Annotated in this window: 19 protein-coding genes and 1 tRNA gene; 13 read left to right on the forward strand and 7 right to left on the reverse strand. The window is 71.2% G+C overall.

Annotated features, from left to right (window positions below; all coding sequences use genetic code 11):
* Positions 1-2: 2 nt before the first annotated feature.
* Genes R2J75_RS03170 through R2J75_RS03200 form a run of 7 tightly spaced genes read left to right on the forward strand, consistent with a single transcriptional unit; the run spans position 3 to position 5803 of the window.
* On the forward strand, positions 3-1709 hold the full coding sequence (locus R2J75_RS03170; protein ID WP_316411057.1) for a CoB--CoM heterodisulfide reductase iron-sulfur subunit A family protein: 1707 nt from the start codon (positions 3-5) through the stop codon (positions 1707-1709).
* On the forward strand, positions 1706-2149 hold the full coding sequence (locus R2J75_RS03175) for a hydrogenase iron-sulfur subunit (protein ID WP_394365910.1): 444 nt from the start codon (positions 1706-1708) through the stop codon (positions 2147-2149). The genes R2J75_RS03170 and R2J75_RS03175 overlap by 4 nt, the downstream gene beginning before the upstream one ends.
* Positions 2150-2152: 3 nt before the next feature.
* A complete protein-coding gene (locus R2J75_RS03180) occupies positions 2153-3121 on the forward strand; it encodes an NADH-quinone oxidoreductase subunit B family protein (protein ID WP_243331270.1) in 969 nt (322 codons plus the stop codon).
* A gap of 2 nt (positions 3122-3123) precedes the next feature.
* The gene (locus tag R2J75_RS03185) at positions 3124-4590 is read left to right on the forward strand and encodes a Ni/Fe hydrogenase subunit alpha (protein WP_243331267.1); all 1467 of its coding nucleotides are present in this window, start codon (positions 3124-3126) and stop codon (positions 4588-4590) included.
* A complete protein-coding gene (locus R2J75_RS03190) occupies positions 4587-5129 on the forward strand; it encodes a hydrogenase maturation protease (protein WP_243345635.1) in 543 nt (180 codons plus the stop codon). Before R2J75_RS03185 ends, R2J75_RS03190 begins: the two co-directional genes overlap by 4 nt.
* Before the next feature lie 44 nt (positions 5130-5173).
* Complete coding sequence (gene hypA, locus R2J75_RS03195; protein WP_243331262.1) at positions 5174-5515, forward strand: hydrogenase maturation nickel metallochaperone HypA; 342 nt, start codon at positions 5174-5176, stop codon at positions 5513-5515.
* A gap of 3 nt (positions 5516-5518) precedes the next feature.
* Positions 5519-5803 (forward strand): HypC/HybG/HupF family hydrogenase formation chaperone, encoded by a 285-nt coding sequence (locus tag R2J75_RS03200; protein ID WP_316411058.1) that lies wholly within the window; start codon positions 5519-5521, stop codon positions 5801-5803.
* A 142-nt stretch (positions 5804-5945) separates the two neighbouring features.
* Here R2J75_RS03200 and R2J75_RS03205 read toward each other — a convergent pair.
* Positions 5946-6020, reverse strand: a tRNA-Thr gene (locus R2J75_RS03205).
* 111 nt (positions 6021-6131) lie between these two features.
* On the opposite strand from R2J75_RS03205, the gene R2J75_RS03210 reads away from it, so the two are divergent.
* The 6 genes from R2J75_RS03210 (at position 6132) to R2J75_RS03235 (ending at position 11951) form a co-directional block, all read left to right on the forward strand.
* Positions 6132-6968, forward strand: coding sequence for a hypothetical protein (locus R2J75_RS03210; protein WP_316411059.1), 837 nt, complete (start codon positions 6132-6134; stop codon positions 6966-6968).
* 63 nt (positions 6969-7031) lie between these two features.
* On the forward strand, positions 7032-7454 hold the full coding sequence (locus tag R2J75_RS03215; RefSeq protein WP_243331257.1) for a bacteriohemerythrin: 423 nt from the start codon (positions 7032-7034) through the stop codon (positions 7452-7454).
* On the forward strand, positions 7451-8461 hold the full coding sequence (gene pta, locus R2J75_RS03220) for a phosphate acetyltransferase (protein ID WP_316411061.1): 1011 nt from the start codon (positions 7451-7453) through the stop codon (positions 8459-8461). Before R2J75_RS03215 ends, pta begins: the two co-directional genes overlap by 4 nt.
* Before the next feature lie 48 nt (positions 8462-8509).
* Positions 8510-9520, forward strand: a complete 1011-nt coding sequence (locus tag R2J75_RS03225; RefSeq protein WP_316411062.1) for an alpha/beta hydrolase — start codon at positions 8510-8512, stop codon at positions 9518-9520.
* 85 nt (positions 9521-9605) lie between these two features.
* Positions 9606-10505: a tetratricopeptide repeat protein gene (locus R2J75_RS03230; protein ID WP_316411063.1), complete on the forward strand. Its 900-nt coding sequence runs from the start codon at positions 9606-9608 to the stop codon at positions 10503-10505.
* Positions 10506-10514: 9 nt separating this feature from the next.
* The gene (locus R2J75_RS03235) at positions 10515-11951 is read left to right on the forward strand and encodes a hypothetical protein (protein WP_243345646.1); all 1437 of its coding nucleotides are present in this window, start codon (positions 10515-10517) and stop codon (positions 11949-11951) included.
* Positions 11952-11978: 27 nt separating this feature from the next.
* Here R2J75_RS03235 and R2J75_RS03240 read toward each other — a convergent pair whose 3' ends face one another.
* The 6 genes from R2J75_RS03240 to R2J75_RS03265 all read right to left on the reverse strand — a co-directional run bounded on the left by R2J75_RS03240 (position 11979) and on the right by R2J75_RS03265 (position 22317).
* Complete coding sequence (locus R2J75_RS03240) at positions 11979-12755, reverse strand: GDSL-type esterase/lipase family protein (protein WP_243331241.1); 777 nt, start codon at positions 12753-12755, stop codon at positions 11979-11981.
* 217 nt (positions 12756-12972) lie between these two features.
* Positions 12973-13878, reverse strand: a complete 906-nt coding sequence (locus R2J75_RS03245) for a hypothetical protein (RefSeq protein WP_243331239.1) — start codon at positions 13876-13878, stop codon at positions 12973-12975.
* A 37-nt stretch (positions 13879-13915) separates the two neighbouring features.
* The gene (locus R2J75_RS03250; RefSeq protein WP_316411064.1) at positions 13916-15895 is read right to left on the reverse strand and encodes a hypothetical protein; all 1980 of its coding nucleotides are present in this window, start codon (positions 15893-15895) and stop codon (positions 13916-13918) included.
* On the reverse strand, positions 15892-17826 hold the full coding sequence (locus R2J75_RS03255) for a hypothetical protein (RefSeq protein WP_243331237.1): 1935 nt from the start codon (positions 17824-17826) through the stop codon (positions 15892-15894). The genes R2J75_RS03250 and R2J75_RS03255 overlap by 4 nt, the downstream gene beginning before the upstream one ends.
* Before the next feature lie 9 nt (positions 17827-17835).
* Positions 17836-19776 carry a hypothetical protein gene (locus R2J75_RS03260; protein ID WP_316411065.1) on the reverse strand — a complete coding sequence of 647 codons (1941 nt, stop codon included), beginning with the start codon at positions 19774-19776 and terminating at the stop codon, positions 17836-17838.
* 57 nt (positions 19777-19833) lie between these two features.
* Positions 19834-22317, reverse strand: coding sequence for a HEAT repeat domain-containing protein (locus tag R2J75_RS03265; RefSeq protein WP_279342682.1), 2484 nt, complete (start codon positions 22315-22317; stop codon positions 19834-19836).
* Positions 22318-22367: the final 50 nt, after the last annotated feature.

Raw genomic sequence — 22367 nt, forward strand, 5'->3', positions numbered from 1 at the left:
CCATGGACACCCCCAAGATCGGCGTCTACGTCTGCAACTGCGGCACCAACATCAAGAAAGTGGTGGACTGCGACGAGGTGGCCCAGCAGGCCTCCGAACAGCCCGGGGTCGTCTGCGCCCGGAGCTACAAGTACATGTGCTCCAACCCGGGCCAGGAGATGATCATCAAGGACATCCAGGAGCAGGGCCTGGACCGGGTCGTCGTCTCCGCCTGCAGCCCCCGCATGCACGAGTCCACCTTCCGCGGGGCCCTGGCGAAGGCGGGGCTGAACCCCTACTTCCTGGAAATGGCCAATATCCGGGAGCAGTGCTCCTGGGTCCACACGGATCCCCGCGCAGCCACGGACAAGGCCACCGACCTGACCCGCGGCGCCGTCAGGCGCGTGGTCTTCCACGAGGCCCTCGAGAAGCGCTTCGTGGACATGTGCCCCGCCACCCTCGTCATCGGCGGCGGCATCACCGGCCTCACCGCGGCCCTGGAGCTGGCCGAGAGCGGCAACCAGGTCTACCTGGTCGAACAGTCCGGGCGCCTGGGCGGGAACCTGGCCAATGTGGACCTCACGGCCCCCTACCTGGACTCCGCCCGGGACCTCATCCGCGAGCGCATCCTCCGCGCGACCCGCAACCCCAACATCACGGTCTTCCTCGACGCCAAGGTGGAGAGCCTCGACGGCTACGTGGGCAACTTCAAGGCCAAGGTGGCCTCGGCCGGCGGAACGGTTCCGGTGGAGATCGGGAGCGTCGTGGTGGCCACGGGCTACAAGCCCTTCGACGCCTCCCGGGTGAAGGCCTTCGGGCACGGGACGAACCCCAACGTCATCACGAGCTTCGAGTTCGAGGCCATGCTCCGCAAGGGACGGATCCTCACCGACAAGGGCCGCCCTCCCCGCTACGTGACGGTCATCCACTGCGTGGGCAGCCGCTCCGAGGAGTTCCACCCCTACTGCTCCCGCGTCTGCTGCATGACGGCCCTGAAGTACGGCCAGGAGATCAAGTCGGCCCTGCCCGACGCCTTCGTCTACGACCTCTACATCGACATGCACGCCTTCGGGAAGGGCTGCGAGGACTTCTACAAGCAGGCCTCCGAGATCCGGACCATCTTCATGATGTTCCAGAAGAACACGGCCCCCCAGATCCTCCCGGGCGGACCCAAGGACGACTGCGAGATGTTCCTGCGGGTCGACGACAAGCTGAGCGGCGAGGAGGTGGACATCCCCACCGACCTCGTCGTCCTCATGGTGGGCATGGAGGCCCGGGACGACAGCGCCGAGGTGGCGCGCCTCGTGAACATCAGCCGGGACAAGGACGGCTGGTTCATCGAGAGCCACCCCAAGCTGGACCCCGTGGCCACCACCACGGACGGCGTCTACATCGCCGGCTGCTGCCAGTCCCCCAAGGACATCAACGAGAGCGTCGCCCAGGCCAGGGCCGCCACGGCCCGCATCATGGCGAAGATCGCCAAGGGGCGCATCGAGGTGGACGCCGTCTTCGCCGAGGTCAACCAGGACGACTGCTCCGGCTGCCGGGTCTGCAACGACCTCTGCCCGTACGGGGCCATCGACTTCAACTCCGAGACCCGCCGCTCCAACGTCATCAGCGCCATGTGCAAGGCCTGCGGCGCCTGCGTGACGGCATGCCCGTCGGCCGCCATCAAAGGCCGGCACTTCACGGATGAACAGATCTTCGCCCAGATCGAGGGGGTGCTCTGATGTCCAACGGCTTCGAGCCCAAGATCGTCGGCTTCCTCTGCAACTGGTGCTCGTACACCGGGGCGGACCTGGCCGGCACCAGCCGCATCAAGTACGCCACCAACCTGCGGGTGATCCGGACCATGTGCAGCGCCCGCATCGACCCGACCTTCATCCTCAAGGCCCTCCTGGAGGGCGCCGACGGCGTCCTGATCTGCGGTTGCCACCCGGGCGACTGCCACTACGTGGAGGGGAACTACAAGGCCATGCGCCGCTATCCCCTGTTGAAGCGCCTCCTGGACGCCTACGGGATCGAGAACGAGCGCGTGCAGCTGGAATGGGTGAGCGCCAGCGAAGGCCGGCGCTTCGCCGAAGTGGTGGACCGCATGACCGAGCAGATCAAGGCGCTGGGTCCATGCAAGGTCCGGACCGCCCTTGCCTTCGACATGGCCGAGAGGTAGACGATGGAAACCACCGGGAAGAAGAAGCTCCAGATCGCCCTCTACTGGGGCGCCGCCTGCGGCGGGTGCGACGTCGCGGTGCTGGACACCAACGAGTTCATCCTGGACGTGGCGGCGATCGCCGACATCCGCATGTGGCCCATCGCCACCGACGGGAAATACAAGGACATCGAGGCCATGGAGGACGGGGAGCTGGACCTGGTCCTGTTCAACGGCGCCGTGCGCAACTCCGAGAACGAGCACGTCGCCAAGCTCCTGCGCCGGAAGGCCAGGGTCATGGTCGCCTTCGGCAGCTGCGCCCACATCGGGGGCATCCCGGGCCTGGCCAACCAGGTCACGAAGGAGGAGATCTTCGACCGGGCCTACCTGAACAACCCCTCCATCGAGCCGGGCAACCGAACCGTTCCCCTGCCCGAGAGCCACGTGGAGGCCGGGGCCCTGGAGATCCCCACCGCCTACAAGCGGGTCTACAAGCTGGACGACATCGTCCCCATCGACTACTACGTCCCCGGCTGTCCGCCCCTCCCCGCCCAGATCAAGGGCGTCCTCCTGGCCGTGGCCACGGGCCAGCTCCCCGCCCGGGGCTCGGTCGTGGGCGCGGGCCACCGCACCGTCTGCGACGACTGCCGGCGCACCCGGCACGAGCGGAAGATCAAGAAGTTCTACCGCCCCTGGCAGATCATCCAGGATCCCGAGACCTGCCTGCTGGAACAGGGCATCGTCTGCGCCGGCAGCGCCACCCGCTCGGGCTGCGGCGTGCGCTGCCCGAACTCCAACATGCCCTGCCGGGGCTGCTACGGCCCGGCCCCCAACGTGAAGGACCAGGGCGCTAAGATCGTCAGCGCCGTCGCGTCCATCATCGACTCCAAGGACCCGGCCGAGATCGACCGCATCCTGGAGGACGTGCCCGACATCATGGGCTACGCGTACCGCTTCGGCCTTCCGGCCTCCATGCTCCAGAGGAGGATCTGACCATGCGCAGCATCAGGATCGACCCCATCACCCGCCTGGAGGGCCACGGCAAGATCGAGATCTTCCTGGACGACGACGGCGGCGTCAGCGACTGCTACTTCCAGATCCCCGAGCTCCGGGGCTTCGAGCGCTTCGTCGTTGGCCGTCCCATCGAGGAGCTGCCCCGCATCGTGACCCGCATCTGCGGCGTCTGCCCCGCGAGCCACCACATGGCCTCGGCCAAGGCGGTGGACGGCTGCTTCGGCGGGGAGCTGCCCCCCCTGGCGCGCAAGCTGCGGGAGATGTACTACCAGGCCCACTACATCCACAGCCACATCGCCCACTTCTACGCCCTCGCTGCGCCGGACTTCGTCTGCGGCCCCGACTGCGACCCGGCCACCCGCAACATCCTCGGCGTGGTCCAGAAGGTCGGCCTCGAGATCGGCGGCCAGGTCATCAAGGCCCGGGCCATGGCCCAGGACATCCAGACGATCCTGGGCGGCCGGAGCACCCACGTCGTCTGGTGCATCCCCGGCGGCGTCTCCAAGGGCCTCACGAAGGAGGAGCTCGAGCGGATCCGGCCCATGGCCGACCAGCTCTACGACTTCACCCTCTTCAGCCTCAAGCTCTTCAAGGACGTCGTCCTGGCCAACCCGGCCTACGTGGACCTGATCCTGAACGGGCCCTACACCCTCGACGTCCACAACATGGGCCTGGTGGACGAGAACAACGCGCCCAATTTCTACGACGGCAAGGTCCGGGTGGTGGACTACGAGGGGAACGAGATCTGCAAGTACGCCCCCGAGGAATACCACCACCACGTGGCGGAGCACGTGGAGCCGTGGACCTACCTCAAGTTCCCCTACCTCAAGCAGCGGGGCTGGAAGGGCTTCGTCGAGGGCATCGACACCAGCCTCTACTGCGCGACGCCCCTGGCCCGCCTGAACGTTGCCGACCGCATGGCGACGCCCCGGGCCCAGGAGGCCTTCGAGGAGATGTTCCAGGTCCTGGGCGCGAAGCCCTGCCGAGCCCTCCTGGCGCAGCACTGGGCGCGCCTGGTGGAGATGGTCCAGAACGCCGAGACCCTCAAGGGCTTCGTGGAGGATCCGGAGATCACCGGGCCCGGCTACCGCGTGGTGCCCCAGCGCATCACCGGCGAGGGGGTCGGGATCGTGGAGGCCATGCGCGGCACCCTGACCCACCACTACACCTGCGACGAGAAGGGCATCTGCACCTCGGCCAACCTCATCGTCGGCACCACGAACAACAACGCGCCCATCCAGATGGTCACCAAGAAGGTGGCCCAGGCCCTCATCCGGCCCGGCCAGGAGGTCACGGAGCCGGTGCTGAACATGGTGGAGATGGCCTTCCGGGCCTTCGACCCCTGCTACAGCTGCGCCACCCACACCCTCCCCGGCCAGATGCCCCTGGAGGCCGTGGTCCACCAGGGCGGCCGGGTGGTGAAGACCCTGCGGAAGAACCTGGGATGATCGAGCGGACCCTGATCGTCGGGATGGGAAACCCCTACCTGCGGGACGACGGCGTGGGCATCCGGCTCGCCACGGACCTCATGGCCCGGCTGGACCTCCCCGAGGGCATCCGCCGGGGGCCGGCCGGGATCCTGCCGGGCCTCCACATCGAGCCCGAATGCTCCCTAGGGGGCCTGACCCTCGTGGAGCTCATCGACGGCTTCGACCGCCTCGTTGTGCTGGACAGCATCGACACCCGGGACGGGGTCCCCGGGGACTGGCACCACTTCACCGCCGCCTCCCTCCGGGAGACCCTGAACCTGAGCAGCGTCCACGACGCCAACTTCGCCACGGCCCTGGAGCTGGGCCGGCGCATGGGCATGCGCCTCCCGGACGACGCGGAGATCCTGGTCTACGCCGTGGAGGTGGAGGACACCCTCACCTTCGACACCGCCCTCAGCCCGTCCCTGGAGGCCCGGTACGCCGAGTTCGCCGGAGAGATCTTCGCGGACCTCGCCGCCGCCCTTCCGGCTACGCTGGAGCAGGCCGCAGGCCTCTGACCCCCCATGTCCCCCTTCGCCCTCCCCGCTCCTGGACCCGCCCGATGCATGAGATGAGCCTCATGGCCTCCCTCCTCGAGATCATCGAGGACCAGGCGCGGGCCGAGGGCTTCGCCTCGGTCTCCCGGGTGGTCCTGGAGATCGGGCGCCTCGCGGGCGTGGAGGCCGAGGCCATGCGCTTCGCCTTCGACGTGGGCACCCGGGGCACCCTGGCCGAGGGGGCCGTCCTGGACATCGACGAGACCCCGGGCCGCGGACGCTGCGCCGCCTGCGGCGGGGAGACCCCCCTGGAGGCCTTCTACGACCCCTGTCCCGCCTGCGGGAGCGGGCCCCTGGAAATCCTGGCGGGGCGCGAGCTGCGCGTCGTGTCCCTGGATGTGGAGTAGGCCATGTGCGTGGGCGTCCCCGGCAGGATCCTGGAGATCGAGGCGGGCCTCCTGCCCATGGCCCGGGTGGACTTCGCCGGGACGGTGAGGGACGTGAGCCTGGCCCTGGTCCCCGACGCCCAGGTGGGCCAGTTCGTCCTGGTGAACATGGGCAGCGCGGTCCACACCCTGGACGAAGCCGAGGCCGAGGACCTGATGGGCCTCCTGGACGACTTCAACGCCTTCCACGAGGCCCAGGACCGCCCCCCCCTGGAGCCCCCCGGCCGCCCTTCGGCACCACTCGCCTGATCGACTGGAGCCGCCTGTCGGGATTGAACCGACGACCGACGGGACCCGTCTGCGAGGCAAGCCCGGAGGGCGCAGACCGAGCAGGAGCACAGCGCGGTGCGCTGTGCGATCCGGGGTGGTCAGCTGGTGGGTCGGCGCGAACTGGAGCCGCCTGTCGGGATTGAACCGACGACCTTCCGCTTACAAGGCGGGCGCTCTACCCCTGAGCTAAGGCGGCCTGAGGCCGCCAGTATAGCCGGAACGGGCCGCTGACGCCGGTCCGCGCGGTCGGCCATGGCTTCCCGGGCCCGGGGAAGGGGGCCAGAATCGCGGGTCTGGAGCGCGGACCATGGACCTGAGATGGCTTTTCCTCTTTCCCCTCGCCCTGCCCCTGGCGGGGGGCGGCGACCCCCACCGGGAGCTCCTGGAGGAGCTCAACGGGCTCTTCCACGAGACGTACGCCTCCGCCCGGGAGGCGGCCCTGGCCCGGCAGGGGCCGGTGGCCGTGGTGTGGGGGGACCGCCTCCTGCTCTACCGGGACCGGCAGGTGGCCGCGGAGGCCGTGATCCGGCCGCCCCGGTACCACCACCTGAAGGCGGTCTCCCACGTGCCCCTCGCGGTGAGGCTCGCGGCCCTGCCCCTGGCGGGGGCGCCCCTCGACCCGGCGCGCGCGGCCCCGCTCCGGAAGCTGCGGGGGCGCCTCGCGGAGCTGCCCAGGGAGCCGATGCTGGACGCGTCCCTGGGCTTCCTGGACCGGATCCTGGCGCGGGGCGCCTTCAGCCGCCAGGAGGTGGACGCGTTCAGCGCCTCCCTGCGGCGGCCCCTGGAGGAGGCCATGGGGGAGGCCGCCGTGCTCGAGCTGGAGGGGCTGGACGCGGCGGTGCGGGCCTGGGGCCCCCAGCCGCCGCCAGGGCTGCGGGTGGTCATCCTGGGCTCCCACATGGCGCGGGAGGGCGAGATCACCTGGCAGTACTTCGCCCGGCTCCTGGGCGAGACCCGGGAGGGGGACCGCATCGTCTACGCGGAGGAGAAGGCGGGGCCCGGGGAGGCCCTGACCCTTCTCGCCGCCCACACCGTGGACGGGGACCTGGGCCGGGCCTTTTTCGGGGACCCCGACCGCATGCACCGGGACCTTCTGGGGGACGCGGCCCGGGCCTGGCTGGATTCCCATCGCCCCCGCCGCTGAGTCCGGCTACCATGGCGGTCTGATTCCCGAACAATCCCAAAATCAGGCTTTGCGGAGGGCGCCATGGCGGCACGGACCTGGGACCGGACTCTGGAGACGGGCATCGAGGATCTGGACGCCCACCACCGCATCCTCTTCGACACCCTGAGCCGCCTCCGGGCCGCGGCCGGCGCGGGCCGCACGGCGGAGGCCCAGGACGTCGTCTATTTCCTGAGGGACTTCTGCGTCCAGCACTTCCTGGAGGAGCAGGAGCTGATGGTCCGGTCGGCCTACCCGGGTGATCCGGCCCACCGGGCGGCCCACGCCGAGGCCGCCCGGGAGGTGGACCTGCTGCTGGACCGCCTGCGCAGCGGTGCGGCGGCCCTCACTCCGGGTATCCTGGATGGACTGGATGCTTGGTTGGTCAAGCACATCCGGGAGGAGGACTTCCGCCTCGCGGAATTCCTGGTTCGCGCGGGAGCGCCGGAGGAGAAGGAGCCGTCATGAATGCCAATCACGAAGCCTGGTTCAAGGTCTTCAGGGAACGGGCCACGTCCCTGGGGCGCCACATCGTCCTGCCCGAAGGCGTGGACGACCGCACCCTGCTTGCGGCTGGAAGCCTGCTCAAGGACGGCATCTGCAAGCTCACGGTCCTGGGGGATCCCGCCGCCATGAACGCCCGTGCGGCCGAGCTCGGCGTCTCCCTGGCCGGCGCGACCCTGCGGAACCCCGCCACCGACGCCTCCCTGGCCCCCTTCGCCACGGAGTTCTACGAGGCGCGCAAGCACAAGGGCATGACCGAGGAGAAGGCCCTGGAGACCGTGAAGCAGCCCCTCTACTTCGGCGGCATGATGGTGCGCACGGGCCAGGCCGACGGCTTCGTGGCCGGCGCCCTCAACACCACCGGCGAGACCGTGCGGGCCTGCCTCCTCACCATCGGCTGCGCCCCCGGGATCAAGACCGTGAGCTCCGCCTTCCTGATGATCCACCCGGATCCCCAGTTCGGGGAGCGCGGCGCCATGATGTTCGGCGACTGCGCCGTGATGCCCGATCCCGACGCCTCCCAGCTGGCCGAGATCGCCATCGCCTCCGCCGACAGCGCCAAGGCGATGCTCGGCGTGGACCCGAAGGTGGCCATGCTCAGCTTCAGCACCGCCGGCAGCGCCGAGCACGAGAAGGTGGACAAGGTCCGGGCCGCCCTGAAGGAGGTCCGCGAGCGCCGCCCCGACCTGAACGTGGACGGCGAGATCCAGTTCGACGCGGCCATGATCCCCGCCATCGGCCAGAAGAAGTTCTCCGGCTCCAAGGTGGCCGGGGCCGCCAATGTCCTCGTCTTCCCCGACCTCAACGCCGGCAACATCGGCTACAAGATCGCCGAGCGCTTCGGCGGGGCGAGTGCCAACGGCCCCTTCCTGCAGGGCCTCAAGAAGCCCGGCAACGATCTGAGCCGCGGGTGCACGGCGGTGGACATCGTCAACACGGTGATCCTCACGGTCATGCAGACGGCCATCTGAGGTCCCCCCGCCGATCCGGAAGAGGGGCGCACGTTCTATGATCGAACCATGCGCTCCCTCCTCCTGCTCCTCCTGGCCGGGCTGCTCACCGGGTGCACCTCCTCGGGTCTGGCCCGCAAGCTGGTCGCTGCCCCCAACCGGAGCGGCGCGTCCATCCGGAACCTGGTGGAGGTCGGCCGGGACTTCACCCCCCGCCGCTTCGACCTTCCGGCGACGGAGGGGCGCCCAGCCGTCTCCCTGGCGACCGCGATCGTCGAACCCGGCGACTGGCACCTGGCCTACGCCTTCGACGCCGCCCGCACGGCGAAGGCCGTGAACCTTTCCCTGCAGATGTCCTTCCGCCGGCCGGAGGGGGCGCCCCCCCGGCCGCGGGGAACGATCTTCCTCCTGCACGGGTTCGCCCAGCAGAAGGAGCAGCTGGTCCCCTGGGCGGTGACCCTCGCCCAGGCCGGGTACCGGTGCGTGCTCGTGGATCTGCGCGGGCACGGGGGCTCTTCGGGGGAATGGATCGGGTACGGCGCCTTCGAGGCCATGGATCTCAAGCTCCTCCTGGACCGCGCGGCCGAAGCGGGGCTCGTGGAGGGGAAGGTGGGGGTCCTGGGGGTCTCCCTGGGCGCGAGCGCGGCCCTCCAGTGGGCGGGCCTGGACGGGAGGGTCGCGACCGTGGTGGCCCTGGAGCCCTTCGCCGATCCCCGGGCGGCCATCGAAAGCCTTCTGCGCAACTTCCCGCCCTTCCGCAGGAAGCTCTGGTGGGCCTCGGAGGCCACCCTCCGGAAGGCCGTCCAGGCGGCCCCCGGCGCGGCGGGCTTCCGGTGGGCTCAGATCGATATCCCCGGGGCGGTGGCGGGGTCGGGCCGGCCCGTGCTCTTCCTGCACGGGGCGAAGGATGCCCTGGTGCCGCCGGCCGACAGCGAGGTCCTGCGGGCGGTCGCCGCCCCGGGAAGCCGGCTGGTCCTCCTGCCGGAGGCGGACCACTTCACCCTGCCCTTCCTCCTGAAGCCCCAGGAAGCCGAGGTGCTGGGATGGTTCGAGGGGCGGCTCGGGACTAGAATGATCTGAAATCGAACCGTTCGTGCGCTACCCCAGGAAGTGAACCGCAGGCTGGTGTTTCATTTCGTCCATGCAGGAAGGGGGCAGGTCGGCCATGAGACTTTCACGCATATGGATCCTGTCGGCAAGCGTCGCCCTGGGGTCCCAGACCCTGCCGGAAGGCCTGGAGCAGGTCTATCTCCCCACCGTCTCGCCCGGGGTCGAATCGGTGACCTCCGCCCGGGAAACCCTGGCCGCGCTCCTGCGGGACCGTCGCCGCGAGGTGGGCGTGCGGTTCACGAAAGGCGGCCTCACCTCGATCGATATCACGAAGTTCGACAACCGGAACGAATTGGCCGCCCTCCTGAAGGGCGGCAATTACGGTGATCTCAGCAGTTATACCTACGATGACGACCACAACCTGAGGTACCTGCAATACAAGACGGTTTCGATTCTGGAGGACCGCATCGAACTGAGCCCACGGGTGGCCTTCTACTACGCGGACGTACTCGGGGTTCCCATCCGGGTGGCCAGGAAGCGGGCTCCAGACGGGTTCCCCTATGTGATCGTTCTGGGCCATGGGCTCTCCCTCCACTTCCAGAAGCCTGATCTGAAGGATGCGGAGAAGGCCGCCGATGCGCTCCAGTCCATCCAGCAGGGGGTCCGCAAGGGGGAGGAGGAGGCCGCTCGCTTCGAGGTCCTGGCCACCCGGTACCGCGCCCTGGCGGTCAAGCCGCCCGTCACCGAAGAACAACGGCGCTTCATCGTCCAGGCCAACGCCTTGAACCAGCAGAAGGACTACCGAAGGGCGATCGAACGGTACCGGAGGGCCCTTGCCGTGGACCCTGTGTCCTACCCCGCGGCCTACTTCAACATGGCCCTGCTCTCCGCTCAGGTCGGCGGGTACCGCCAGGCCATCGGGTTCATGAAGCAGTATCTGCTCCTGGAGCCCGAGGCCAAGGACGCGCGCAGCGCCCAGGACAAGATCTACGAATGGGAGATCCTGCTGGAATAGGGAGATCGCATGAGCCGCGCGCTGGCCTCGCTCCTCCTTGCCGTCCCCCTCTGCGCCCAGGTGGTTCCGGGCGCGTCGAGGCCGGTCTGCATCTACTGCGGAACGCCCCTGCCCAACGGCGTCCACGCCGCCCGCTGTCCCTATCATGCGCCGGCCCGGAAGCCGTCGGCCCGGCCGGTTGAACCGAAGGCCTCCCTGGCCGGAACGCTGTTCCAGAACCTGCTCACGTCCCTGTTCGCCTCCGACCCCGAACCGGAAGCGCCGGAGGCCCGGGCGGCGGCGGAGGCCGAGGCCCAGGCTGCGGAAGCCCGGCAGGCCCGGGATGAGGCCGCTCAGGCAGCCTACCTCCGGATGATGGAAGCCTACAAACCTCTGGACGGCTCCCAGGGGGCCGCCTTCAAGGCCCTCTCCAACGCCCGCCTGGACCTGAAGCCCCTGGACGGGGAGACCCTCGAAGCCCGGGCCCGGGCCCCCTTCGATACGCCAGCGGGTCCCACGCCGTTCTTCGGGGACACCATGCCCCTCCAGGACATCCAGTTCCTTGTGAACCCGGGGAACGACCCTCGGGTGGTGGATCTGCGCAAGGCCGGACGCCTGCTGGTGGCGCGCCTGCGGGCGGATGCGCCCAAGGTCGAAGCGGCCCGGAAGCCCCAGGTGAGGACGCCCGATTGCGCGCGGCTGGCGCAGACCTTGGAGGGAGCCGTCCAGCAGCGGGCGGCATTCCAGAGGACGGTCCAGGCGTCCCAGGCGCAGGTGGACATCTGGGAGGCCGCCAATCGCGCCGCCCTGCTGAAGGCGGCGCAGGACGGCATGGAGGCCCTGACCGGCACGGTCCTGGATGCGATGAGCCAACGGGCCGAAGCGGCTGGCCGCCTGGAGCGGATCCTGGAACGGGAGGCCGGGAGGATGGGCAAGGAGGGCCTGGATGTGGCGGCCATCCGGGCCAAGATCCAGCGGCTCCGGGCCTTGTCCTCCGCCGGGCACCTCCTGGATTTCACCCGCAGCCTGGGCGAATGGCAGACGTTCCTGAAGGATGGGGTCTCGGCCCTGCTGGCGCAGTTGGAAGGCTCCAACCGGGAGTTGGCTGAGATGTTCGCCGATCCGCGCCTGAAGGCGTATTTCGGCGGCGAGGCGCCCGCCCTGAACGCGCTGCTGGACCTCACCAAGCTGGCGGCCTCGAACCAGGTCGTGGGCAAGTGGGTGGCCCGGAAGGTCCCGGTCATCGCGGGCGTGGAACTGGCCCTCAAGGAGGCCTACAACGCCATGGACTGGTACCTGAGCTTCCAGAGGATCGCCGAGGCCCGCGCCATCAACGGGACGGTGCTCGCGGCCGCGGACGCCATCCAGAAGCGCATCGACGACACGTTCATCGCCCTGGAAGGCTGCCACCCCGCGCCTTCGCCGCAGGCGGGTGGGCGGGGTCTGCCCGTTCCAGGCGCCGAGTAGGGCGCGCGGGTTCCGGGAGCTGTCCCCTCAGCGGGCCAGGGCCCTGCGCAGGGCGGCTTCCACGACGGGCGCCAGGGCGGCGAAGCCCGCGGCGTTCGGGTGGAGCCCGTCCTCGGCCAGGGCGCGCTTGAGCTGGCCGCGGCCGTCCACGGTGGCCGCGTGGAGATCCGCCAGGTCCAGGCCCTTGCGGGCGCAGTAGGACCGGATCCACTGGTCCAGGGCCTGGATGCGGTCCAGGGGGCGCGTGACGAAGTAGTCCCGGGAGGCCTCGGTGTCGTTGTGGACGGGCAGGACGGTGCACAGGACGGGGCGGATCCCGTTGGCCACGGCCAGGTCGGCCATGGAGGCGAGATTGGCCTCGATGTCCTCGAGGGCGATGGGGCCCGTGTTCCCGGCGATGTCGTTGGTGCCCGCGAGGATCACGACGGCACGGGGGCGCAGGGCCACGACGTCCTGCTGGAAGCGGAGGAGCATCTGGCCCGTGGTCTGGCCGCTGATGCCCCGGTTCACGTAGGGGCGGCCGGGGAAGCTCGCCGCCAGGTCCCAGATGTCCGTGATGGAGTCGCCCAGGAACACCACGCGGTCCTCCCCGGGGCGGGGCGCCCTCAGCCGGGCGTTGGCGTCCCGGTAGCGCGCCCGCTGGCCCCAGTCATCCATCAGCTCGGCCTGGATGGACCTGCGCCAATCCTGGAGGTGGCGTTTGGCCGTGGCCAGGGTCTCGGCGGGGGTCGGGGGAGGCGCCTGGCCGAAGAGGGAGGGGGCCGCGAGGGCGGCCAGGCACATGAGGGAACGCCTGTTCGGCATGGGAACTCCCGGGAAGGGCCCGTTCCAGAAGAGGACGAACGGGCTTGCCTCGCTTCCAGTATGTCGGAGGTGCCGGCCGCACCCCAAGCGCCGGGCGCCCGGCACCACCGGCACGGGCCGTCCGGTGCGGGGCAGGGGCTTCGCGGCGAAGGCGCAGCTGGAACCTCGACCTGGCGCGTCGCCTGGAGGACGGGGAGCCCGGCTGATGGAACCCCCGTCAGGGGCGGGTCGGCCCGTAGACGGCGAGGGCCTCCTCGAGGTTCTCGATCCGCTTGCTGGCCTTGACCTTCTCGGCGCTGTCCCGGCTCACGCGGATCCGGCCGTCGCGGATGCCCTTCAGGTTCTCCAGGTTCCGGCGCCAGCGGGCGAGAACGGCGGGGGGGACGGGAGCGATGCCCCCCGGCTCGAAGCGCCGGGGAGCGATCCGGGAGGGGAGGCCCCGCTGCCGGAGCTCCCGGGCGAGCTGGGGCAGGTGGGCGGCGCCATAGACGATGAGGATCCGCTTCGCGCCGGGCGCGGCGTCCAGGGTGTGCTCGATGACGCGGCGGTTGCGTTCGATCCAGGCGCCGCCCGCGATGTCCGCCGGGGTGTTGTCGCCGGCCACCTCGAAGAACATGTGGTCCACCTCGGCCAGGAAGGGCCCGTGCAGGAATTCGTAGAGCCCCTTGGCCTCGGCCGCGGCCTGCAGCTCCTTCACGGTCTTCTGCCCGATGGCGTCGATCTCGGCCCGGACGGCGGCGGGAACCTGGGCCTCCGCGCGGTCCTGCCAGGCCTTGGCGATGCGCCAATCGGTGGGCGCCACCCGGGCGTGGAGGTCCGGGGCGATGGCGGCGATGAAGGCCGCCTCGGGGGGGAAGTAGCCCTCCATGGGGCCGTCGAAGGCCTCGGGCTCGATCTCGAGGCAGATGAGATCGGGGCCGATGGCCTCGATCTGGCGCCGGAGGTCGCCCAGGGAGAAGTGCATCCCGGGTTTCATGTGCATGTCGTGGACGGTGCCGAGGAGGACGATCTCGGGCCCGGGGGCCTGGCCGAAGGCGAGGGCGGTCGCGAGGAAGGCGAGGGCCAGGGGGCGCCAGGGGCGGCGCTTCCGGGCCGAAGGCATGGATGGGGACGGGCTGGGCAAGGGGGTCTCCTGGGGGGTGGACGGGATCCGGGGCGCCTCAGGGCGCGCCCGCGCCCCATTGGAAGCGCAGGCCCTGGTCCAGCAGCTTCTGGATGAGCTGGCGGTCCGCCTTCCAGGCCTGCACCCCCTCGGGGCGCCGGTCCCAGGAGAAATCGGCGTCCTTGAGGCGGTCCTCCAGGTCGAGAAGGAGCCGGGGGCCCTCGGCCCGGGCCGTCCAGCGCAGGCTGCGCAGGGGGGTGTCGCTCTTGAGTTCGGGGAGGGAGGGCTGGGCGGGCGCGGGCAGCGTCCACGCGGCGTGGATGACCAGCTCCCGGTTGGCGCGGCGCTGGAAGGGCAGCCGGCGGGGGACGCCGGGTTTCTGGGCCGCGGCCGGGGCGGAGGGCAGGCCCCAGTCGATCAGCGTGCCGCGGGTGCCGGTGGTGTACCAGCCCTGGGGGTGGCGGAGCTTGAAGCGGACCTCGAAGGGCCGGTCCACATCGAGGGGATCCCCGGTCGAGAGGTCGGTGAGGGCGCCCCCCGGCGGGATCTGGAAGCCGGTCCTGACGAGGTGCCGGCGCAGGTCGTCCAGGCCGCCCACATGGGCCACCTCCCGCAGGCCCCAGGCATCGGCCGACTCCCGGATCCGGACCGTGGCCTGGACCGCGCCCGAGGCTTCGGCGGCGCCATCCAGATCCACCTCGACCCGGGGGCGCGCGGTGGCGGTGTCGGGCACCCGGACCCAGATGCCGCCTTCGGGGGTGCAGATCAGGAGCCGCCGCCCCCGGTGATCGGGCGGGAGGAGCCCCATCGAGGTGTACCGGGCCGTGGCGTCCACCAGGAGGAAGCGGCCCGCGGGCGTCTCCACCTCCGCGGGCCAGCCCAGGCTTTCGGGGAGCCGGATCGCGGCGATCACATGGTTGAAGGCATAGGCGCTCACGGGCGCGTCGTCGGCGATGGCGCCGTCCTGGATGCGGCAAAGGGCGGGGAAGGCCTTGAGGCCCGCCTGGGCGGCTTCCGCGATGAGGCAGGTGGCCAGGTCCTTGCAGTCACCGTAGCGGCGGCGCATCACTTCGGCGGGGGACACGGGGATCCAGCCCCGTTCGGGGGTCAGGTAGACGGCCCTGTACACCAGTTCCCGGCGCATCCAGCGGCTGATGGCGGCGAGGGCCTCCCGGGGCGGCAGGCCCGCGAGGCCGGGGATGCTCCCGGGGGCCCGGACCTCGTCGTACCGGGCCCAGAGCCAGGCGCCGAGGGCCGCCCAGGTGGTTCTGGGCGCGCTCCGGAGGTCGCCGGGATCCTGGAAGCGCAGGAGGACCTTGGGCAGGATGTCGGGCAGGTAGGGGGTGGCGCGCTCGTGCTCGGGCAGGGGGGGGATGGCGTTGGCCGCGAGGCCGCCCCCCTCCAGGGGTTCGGGTCGCAGGCCCCATTCGGCCCAGTTCCGCGTCTCCAGGGGGGAGGCCACCTCGGAGAGGTCGCTGAAGAAGCCCCCGCGCTTGGCGAAGGCCAGCTCCCAGCGCCGGATGGGGATGTCCTCCGGCAGGTACCAGACCTTGTCGGGCCCCATGGGCAGCCGCTCCACCGTCAGGGCCTCGAAGGCCACCAGGCTGCCCGGAGCCACCCGCTGGAGCCAGGCCGACGTCCTCACCCGGGTGCTGACCTCGCCGTCCGAATCCGCGTCCGTCCAGGCGACATCATCGCGCTCCAGCTTCACCAGCTCGCCATCGGGGCGGAGGTTCCAGCCCTTGAGGTGCTTGAGGCGGGAGGCCCGGCCACCGAGGCTGTGGAGGGTGTAGGCCCCTTCCTGGAGCCCGCGCTCGCCCAGGACCTTCACCAGGCGCAGGGTCCGCACGCGCACTTCCCCGCCGCCGGTGTAGGCCGCTTCCTGGCGGAGGAAGAGCCCCCAGGCCCAGGCCCCCGCCGGGGGCGCCTCGGCCTGGGCCGCCTGGGCCGGTCCCCGCGCCCATTCGGGCAGCCGGGAAACGTCCTGGGCGGGCAGGGCCAGGGCGAAGAGCACGGAGAAGAGGAGGCGACGGATCACAGGCGCTCCAGGGCAAGGTTCAGGTGCATGGCCTCATCGATCCAGCCGAGGAAGGTCCGGAAGGCGGCGATCTCGCTGGCGGGGGCCGCGGCCCGGCGCACATCGACCCGGAAGGCCGCCTTGGCCTGGACCGCGTCGCCTTCCTTCCGGGTTTCCACCAGGTAGGCCACGCGGCCGAAGGCGTTCTCGCGCACGAAGGGCTTGAAGGGCGCGAGGGCGTACCCCGGGGGGATCGGGAAGGTGCAGGTCGCCACCTGGATGCCCAGGTGATCGAGAACGATGGGTGCCGTGCGGGGTTCCGGCCAGGTGGCGGGCAGGTACAGGGGGGAGGCCATGCCGGGGAAGGGGAAGAAGGGGGCCGTGGGCGCCGCGTCCAGATTCCCTTCCGCGCGCCAGGCGAGGTTGGCGTCGGGCTCCAGGGCGTTGAGCACCTGGGCGGACGTGATGCCGGCCTCCGGGAGGGCGGCCTCCAGGGCGCTCCGGAGCAGGCTCGCCTGGCCTTCCGGGGAAAGGTGCATGAACCGGGCCCGCTGCCGCCATTCCGGGATGCCGGTGAAGGTGGCGGCGAGGCGGAAGTGGCGGCCGTCCTCCCCGATCGTGGCGGTGTAGGCGAAATGGGTCACATGGGCCTCGGGCGCCTGGACGGGGAGGACCCCCCGGGAGACCTCCCAGGTGGCCGTGTCCACGAGGACCGCGTCCGTGCCCTGGTAGTCGGGGTGGATGAGCCCGGGGGGCGCGAAGCGCAGGGTGGGGTCGAACCACAGGATCCGGTCCCCGCCCCCCCGCACCCCGACCAGGACACGGTCCGCCTGGTAGGCGTTGGGCAGGTCGTAGTGGAGGCGGCCCCGCCTCCGGTTGCGGGCCAGGGCGAGGATGGGTCTGGCGTTGGCGTGGTCCAGGAGGGCCAGGTACAGCTGCAGCATCTCCCCGGGCTGGGCCGATCCCCGCTCGACGAGGAAATCCAGGTCGCGGGCCTCCTTGTAGGTATCGGCGCCGATGGCCTTGAGGTTCAGGGAGCCCTCTTCCTCCAGGGTGGCCTGGTCGATGTTGCGGATCCTGCGGTCCAGGCGCCGGAGGAGTGTGCTCGCCGCCGGACCAGGCTCGGCAGGTAGACCGTTGGTCAGCTCCTTGGCGAAGGCCTGGAAGGCCTTGCCCGCGCGCACATCCCGCTTGAACATCCGCTTCCAGAAGTGCTCGACCGTGGCCTCCCAGTAGGCCTGGGCTCCCTGCGTACCCGCCTCGACCAGGTCCGGGGGCTGCCACCACACGGCCAGCTGGGGAAGGCCCGTCAGGGCCTTCAGGGCGTAGGGCGGGCCTTCCCAGCGCGGGATGTCGCGCAGGACGTAGGTGATCGTTCCGGACGCTTCGGTGCGCGAAAAGTGGGGCCAGCCGAGGAGGGCGGACACCCAGCCGAAGCGGGGCAGGAATTCGATCGTCAGCTGCTGGATCGGATAGGGGCCACCGATCCGCCAGTGCCCGTACGGCCCGAGGCTCAGGGGCAGGGGGGCCATCCGCTCGATGTCCCCCTCGGTCCAACGGCAATCCACGATGCAATCGGAAGTGATGCCCGGCGCGACGAGCGTCCGGACCGGTGCGCGGTCCTTCAGGGCCTTGGTGCTCAGGTCCCTGCGCAGGTCGAAGGGCACCACCCGGCCGTCGCGGTAGACGGTGCGGCCTTCGAAGTCCTTGGCCTCGGGCAGGAAATCGGCGAAGACGGCCGCGTCCCGCGCCGCCTCGGACAGGATCCGGACCCGCAGGGTATGGACGATGGAAAAGCCCGTGAAGGTGAGGCGTTGGTCCAGGACCACGGCGCCCTGGATCCCCCGGGCCGGGTCCTCCTTCAGGTCCCAGGCCGACGGGGGGATGGGGGCCCATTCGGCCGCGGCCGCAACGAGGGTGAAGCCGGCTGCGAGGACGGTGCGTGCGGACATGGGGTCTCCTCAGCGCTTTTCGAGCACGATCTGGCGGCGGCAGGCTTCGTCGACCCAGCCCATGAAGGTCCGGAAATCGGCGTAGGCCTCGGGGGCGGCGGTGGGCTGGAGCAGGTCCACGCGGAGCACGGCCTTGGCCTGGAGGCCGTCCCCCGTGTCCTTGGTCTCCACCAGGAAGATCACCCGGCCGAAGGCATTCTGATGCTGGCTCGCCTGGCCTGCCTTGAGCGCATAGCCCTTGGGGACGGTGAACTCGCAGGTGGCCAGGTGGATCCCCAGGTGGTCCAGGATGATCCGCTCGGTGCGGGTCTCGGGCCAGGCGGTGGGGAGGTACAGGGGGGTGGGGACGCCGGGGAAGGGGTCGAAGGTGAGGGTGTCGCCCGGGGGGCACTCGAGGGTGCCCGTCGCCGTGATCGAGACATTCCGGTCGGGATCGGTGGCGTTGAGGACCTGGGCGGAGCCGATGGCGCAGTCCGGGACCGAGCCCTCCAGGGACTCCTTGAGCGTGCGGGTCTGCTCCGCGGCCGACAGGGACATGAAGCGGAGGCGCTCCAGGTACTCCGGCAGCCCCGAGAATTCCCCCTTCAGCGTGAAGGAGCGCTCCCCCTCGCCGAAGGTATGGGTGACCTTGTACGAGGCCACGTTGAACGTATGGGGCTGGATGGGGATGTGCCCCCGGGAGGCCTTCCAGGTGGCCGTGTCGACCACGAGGGCGGCCCAGCCCTGGAAGGTCGGGTGGATGAGCCCGGGCGTGGCGTAGCGCATGGCGGGGTCCATCCACAGGACCTCGCCGTTGGCGACGGGGACACCGACCAGGAGGTTGGTGGCCTGGAAGACGTTGGGCAGGTCGAAGAGGAAGAGGTTCCGGCCCCGGCTCTTCACGAAGGCGAGCTGGGGCTTGAGGCCGGCGTGCTCCAGGAGGGCGATGCAGAGGATGCCCATCTGGTGGCCGGTGGCGGCGCCGCGCTGGATGATGCGGTCGAGGTCGCGGGCCTCATCGTAGGCTTCGCCCGTGATGGCCTTGATGTCCAGGCTGGAGAGCTCGGCCAGGGTCGGCAGGCTCACATTGCGGATCCGCTTGTCCAGGCGGCGCAGGAGGAGGGTGGCGGCCCGGGCCGGGTCGGGCCCCAGGTCCGCGGTCAGTTCGGTCGCGAAGGCCTTGAAGGCCCGGCCCTTCTTGACGTTGTCGTGGTAGGAGGGCTTCCAGAAGGTGTCCACGGCGGCCTGCCAGTACCGCACGGAATCGCCCCGGGAGGCGGTCAGGAGCAGGTCGGGCTGGCGCCAGGCGAGGACCGAGGGCAGGCCCGCCAGGGAACGGAGCGCGTAGGGGGGCACCTCGCGGCCGGGCAGGTTCCGGAACACGTACTTGCGCCGGTCGGGCGACACCTCGGGGGCCGTGGTCCGGCCCGGCAGCACCAGCCCGTTCCAGTGGTAGCCGGGCCAGAACTCGATGGTCTGCTCGAGGATGGGATAGCGGCCCCCGATGAGCCACTCCCCGGAGTAGCCCAGGCTGGGCGGCAGGTTGCCCTCGCCCACCGTCGCGTAGTCGCTCCACCGGAGCTCGACCACGCAGTCGGAGGTGACCCCGGGCGGGATGAGGACCTTGCGGTCCTCGGTCCCCTTGATGGCCTTCACCTTGAAGTCCTTGCGCCCCTCGAAGGGGACCACCTTGCCGTCCCGCTGAACCGTCCGCCCCTCCACGTCGTAGGCCTCGGGGAGGAAGTCGTCGAACTCGGCGGCGTCGCGTCCCGCCTCGGACAGGATCCGGATCCGCGCCGAATGCAGGATGGCGCGGCCCGTGAACGACATGCGGCTCTCCAGCACGACGGCGCCCTTGAGGCCCCGGGCCGGGTCCTCCTTCAGCTCCCACACCGACGGGGGCAGGGGGGCCCATTCCGCGGCGCCCAGCACCAACCCGATGCAGGCCGCAAGTACGACCCGTGCGCCCATGACCGCCTCCTGGATTTGATTTTTCCAGGTTAGCGCAAGCCGGGCCGGAGGGGGGGCTTAGCGCACGAGGGATTGGCGGAGGAGGGCCTTCACCGGTTCGGCGTTCTCCTGCTCCAGGGCCAGGGCCATGCACTCCCGGGCCTCGGTGGTGTTCTGGGCGGCCAGGGCGCGGGCGGCGGCCAGGCGCAGGTCCAGGGGCTCCCGTCCGCGGAAGAGGCCCTTCTTCTGGAAGAGGTCCAGGAGGGGGCGGGCGGCGCCGGGGGCGGGGATGCGCCCCAGGGTCTCGATGGCCCGCAGGCGGAGGCGCTGGGCCTCCTCCCCGGGGCCGGCCTCCGCCAGGATGGCCAGCACGGCGGGCAGGGCCGCGGCGTCGCCCAGGCCGCCCAGCAGGTCCAGGCCCTCCAGGCGGAGCTCCGCGTCCCCCTGGGCGAGGGCGGCGGCGAGGGCCTGGGCCGCCGCTTCCGCGCCGCCCAGGTGGGCCAGGGCGGCCACCGCCGCCCGGCGGATCCGCCCGTCGGGATGGGCGACGGCGGCCGTCAGCTCGGGGGTCGCGGAGGGATCCCCGGCGCGGGCGAGCAAATCCACGGCCTCCAGGACCACCTCCACCCGGGGGGAGGAGAGCAGGTCCAGGAGCACGGGCAGGGCCCGCCGGCCGAAGGCGGCCAGGGCCGCGGCGAGGGCGGTCCGGTTCGCGCCGATCCCCTCCTCCTCCAGGGCCCGGGCCAGATGGGCGGCGGCGGGCAGGCCCATGAGGGCGAGGACGGCCTGGACCCGGTCGGCGGGGTTCACGGGGCTGGGGTGATGGAGGAGGTCCACCAGGCGCCCGATGTTGCGGGGGCTGGCCAGCCGAGCCAGGAGGTCCCGGATGAGCTGGGGCTTCCAACTGGCGGCCCCCACCAGGGGGTAGGCCAGGTCGCCCAGGCCCGACAGTTCCAGGTGGACGGCGGAGAAGAGCCCGTAGACGATCCAGCGGTCGAGGATGGTTTCCAGGGTCTGGGCGCACCACTGGGCGACGGGAGGGTCGTTCTCGGCGGTGAGGCGATCCCGGGCGGCGGCCAGGATGCGGTTCTCCAGGTCCTGGGGAAGGCCGGCATCCGCCAGGCCCTCGGCGAGGTGGGCGAGGATCTCCATGCCGTGCCGGCGCACCCCCGCTTGGGGGCTGGCCAGCTCCTTTTCCAGCTGGGCGAGCATGGAGCGGATGTCGTCCACCCGGCGCCCGCGGATCAGCTGGCGGCCCAGGGTCTTGACGAGGTGGGGGTCCAGCTTGTGGATCGCCCGGCGTTCCAGGCTCATGTGGAGCTTGGTGTCGGTGCCCTGGCACTCCCACTGGATGGCTTCCTTGAACTCCTCCACCTCCTGCATCCCCCAGCCCTCGAACTGGAGGCGGCCGCGGACGGCCTCCAGGCAGAGCTCCCGGTCGGGCACGCACTGGAGGAGGGCCACGGCGAGGAGGGCCAGGTCGAACATGGAGGGGGCGTGGGCCGTGTGCACGTGGGCCACGGCCTGGGCCAGCATCTCGGGGCCGAGGAAGTCCAGGGCCCGGCGCAGGACGAACTCGCCCTCGGGCAGGCCGGGGAAGCCCAGGACGAGGTCGCCCTGCTCGCCGGCGGGGAAATCGGACAGGGCCCGGCGGAGGGCGTCGCGCACGGCGCCGGCGTCCACCGTGTCCAGGCTCAGGCGCGCGCCGGCGCCCTCGAGGGCGCCGAAGTCGGGCACGCGGAACCCGAAGCGCACCAGGGCCTCCCGCTGGTCCACGCCCCAGGGGCTCCGGGGGCCGGCCTTGTCGGGCGAGGAACGGGTCGCCAGGGCCGCGCGGAAGAGGGCGCTGAACTCCTCCCGCAGGGCGGCGGGGGACAGGGCCGCGACCTCGATGGGCTCGATGGGGGGCAGGGAGGCCTCGTCCACCGCCGGTTGCGGCGGCGCGGCCCGGCGCAGCTCCTCGGGCGTGAGGGGCTCGGGCAGGGCGGGGGCCTCGGCGTCCCGGAACCCTCCGCCCACGGTGGGACCGGGGCCCGCCCAGGGAACGGGGTCGGGATCCGCGGGCCGGGGCGCGTCGGTGAAGACCTTGTTCCAGTCCAGCTCCACGTCGGCCTCCCGCAGGGGCGAGGCCGGGCGCGGCTGGGGCGGCGGCGCGGGGGGGAGGGGCCGCAGGAGGCCGTCGTCGGGCAGGAGCAGGGAGGCGCCGCCCATCTCCTCCAGCCGCTGGGGCCGAAGCTGCAGGATGAAGATCAGGGTGCGGAGCTCCTCGGGATCCAGGCCGGGGAGGAAGGCCACCCCGCCCATGCCCCGGGCCTCCATCTCCCGGGCCAGGGCCATGGCCGCGTTGGGAGCGCCGGTCACGGGGCCGCCGGGGGTCGCGAAGCCGACGCCGGTGCTGCGGAGCTCGATGGCGCCGAGGGTCTCCAGGAGGCCTGGGACGTAGGCCTCCAGCGCCGCCAGGGCCGCGAGGGCGTCGGGATGGTCGGGGGCGTGCACCAGCTGGGCCCGATAGGCCTGGTGGAGAAGCTCGATGAGGCGTGTGAGCGGCTGGGGCGCGGGCATGGCCTTCCCGGTGCGTGGTAGGACCAGGGTAGTCGATCCGCGTGTTTTCG

The organism is Mesoterricola sediminis (genome assembly GCF_030295425.1).
GTDB lineage: Bacteria > Acidobacteriota > Holophagae > Holophagales > Holophagaceae > Mesoterricola > Mesoterricola sediminis.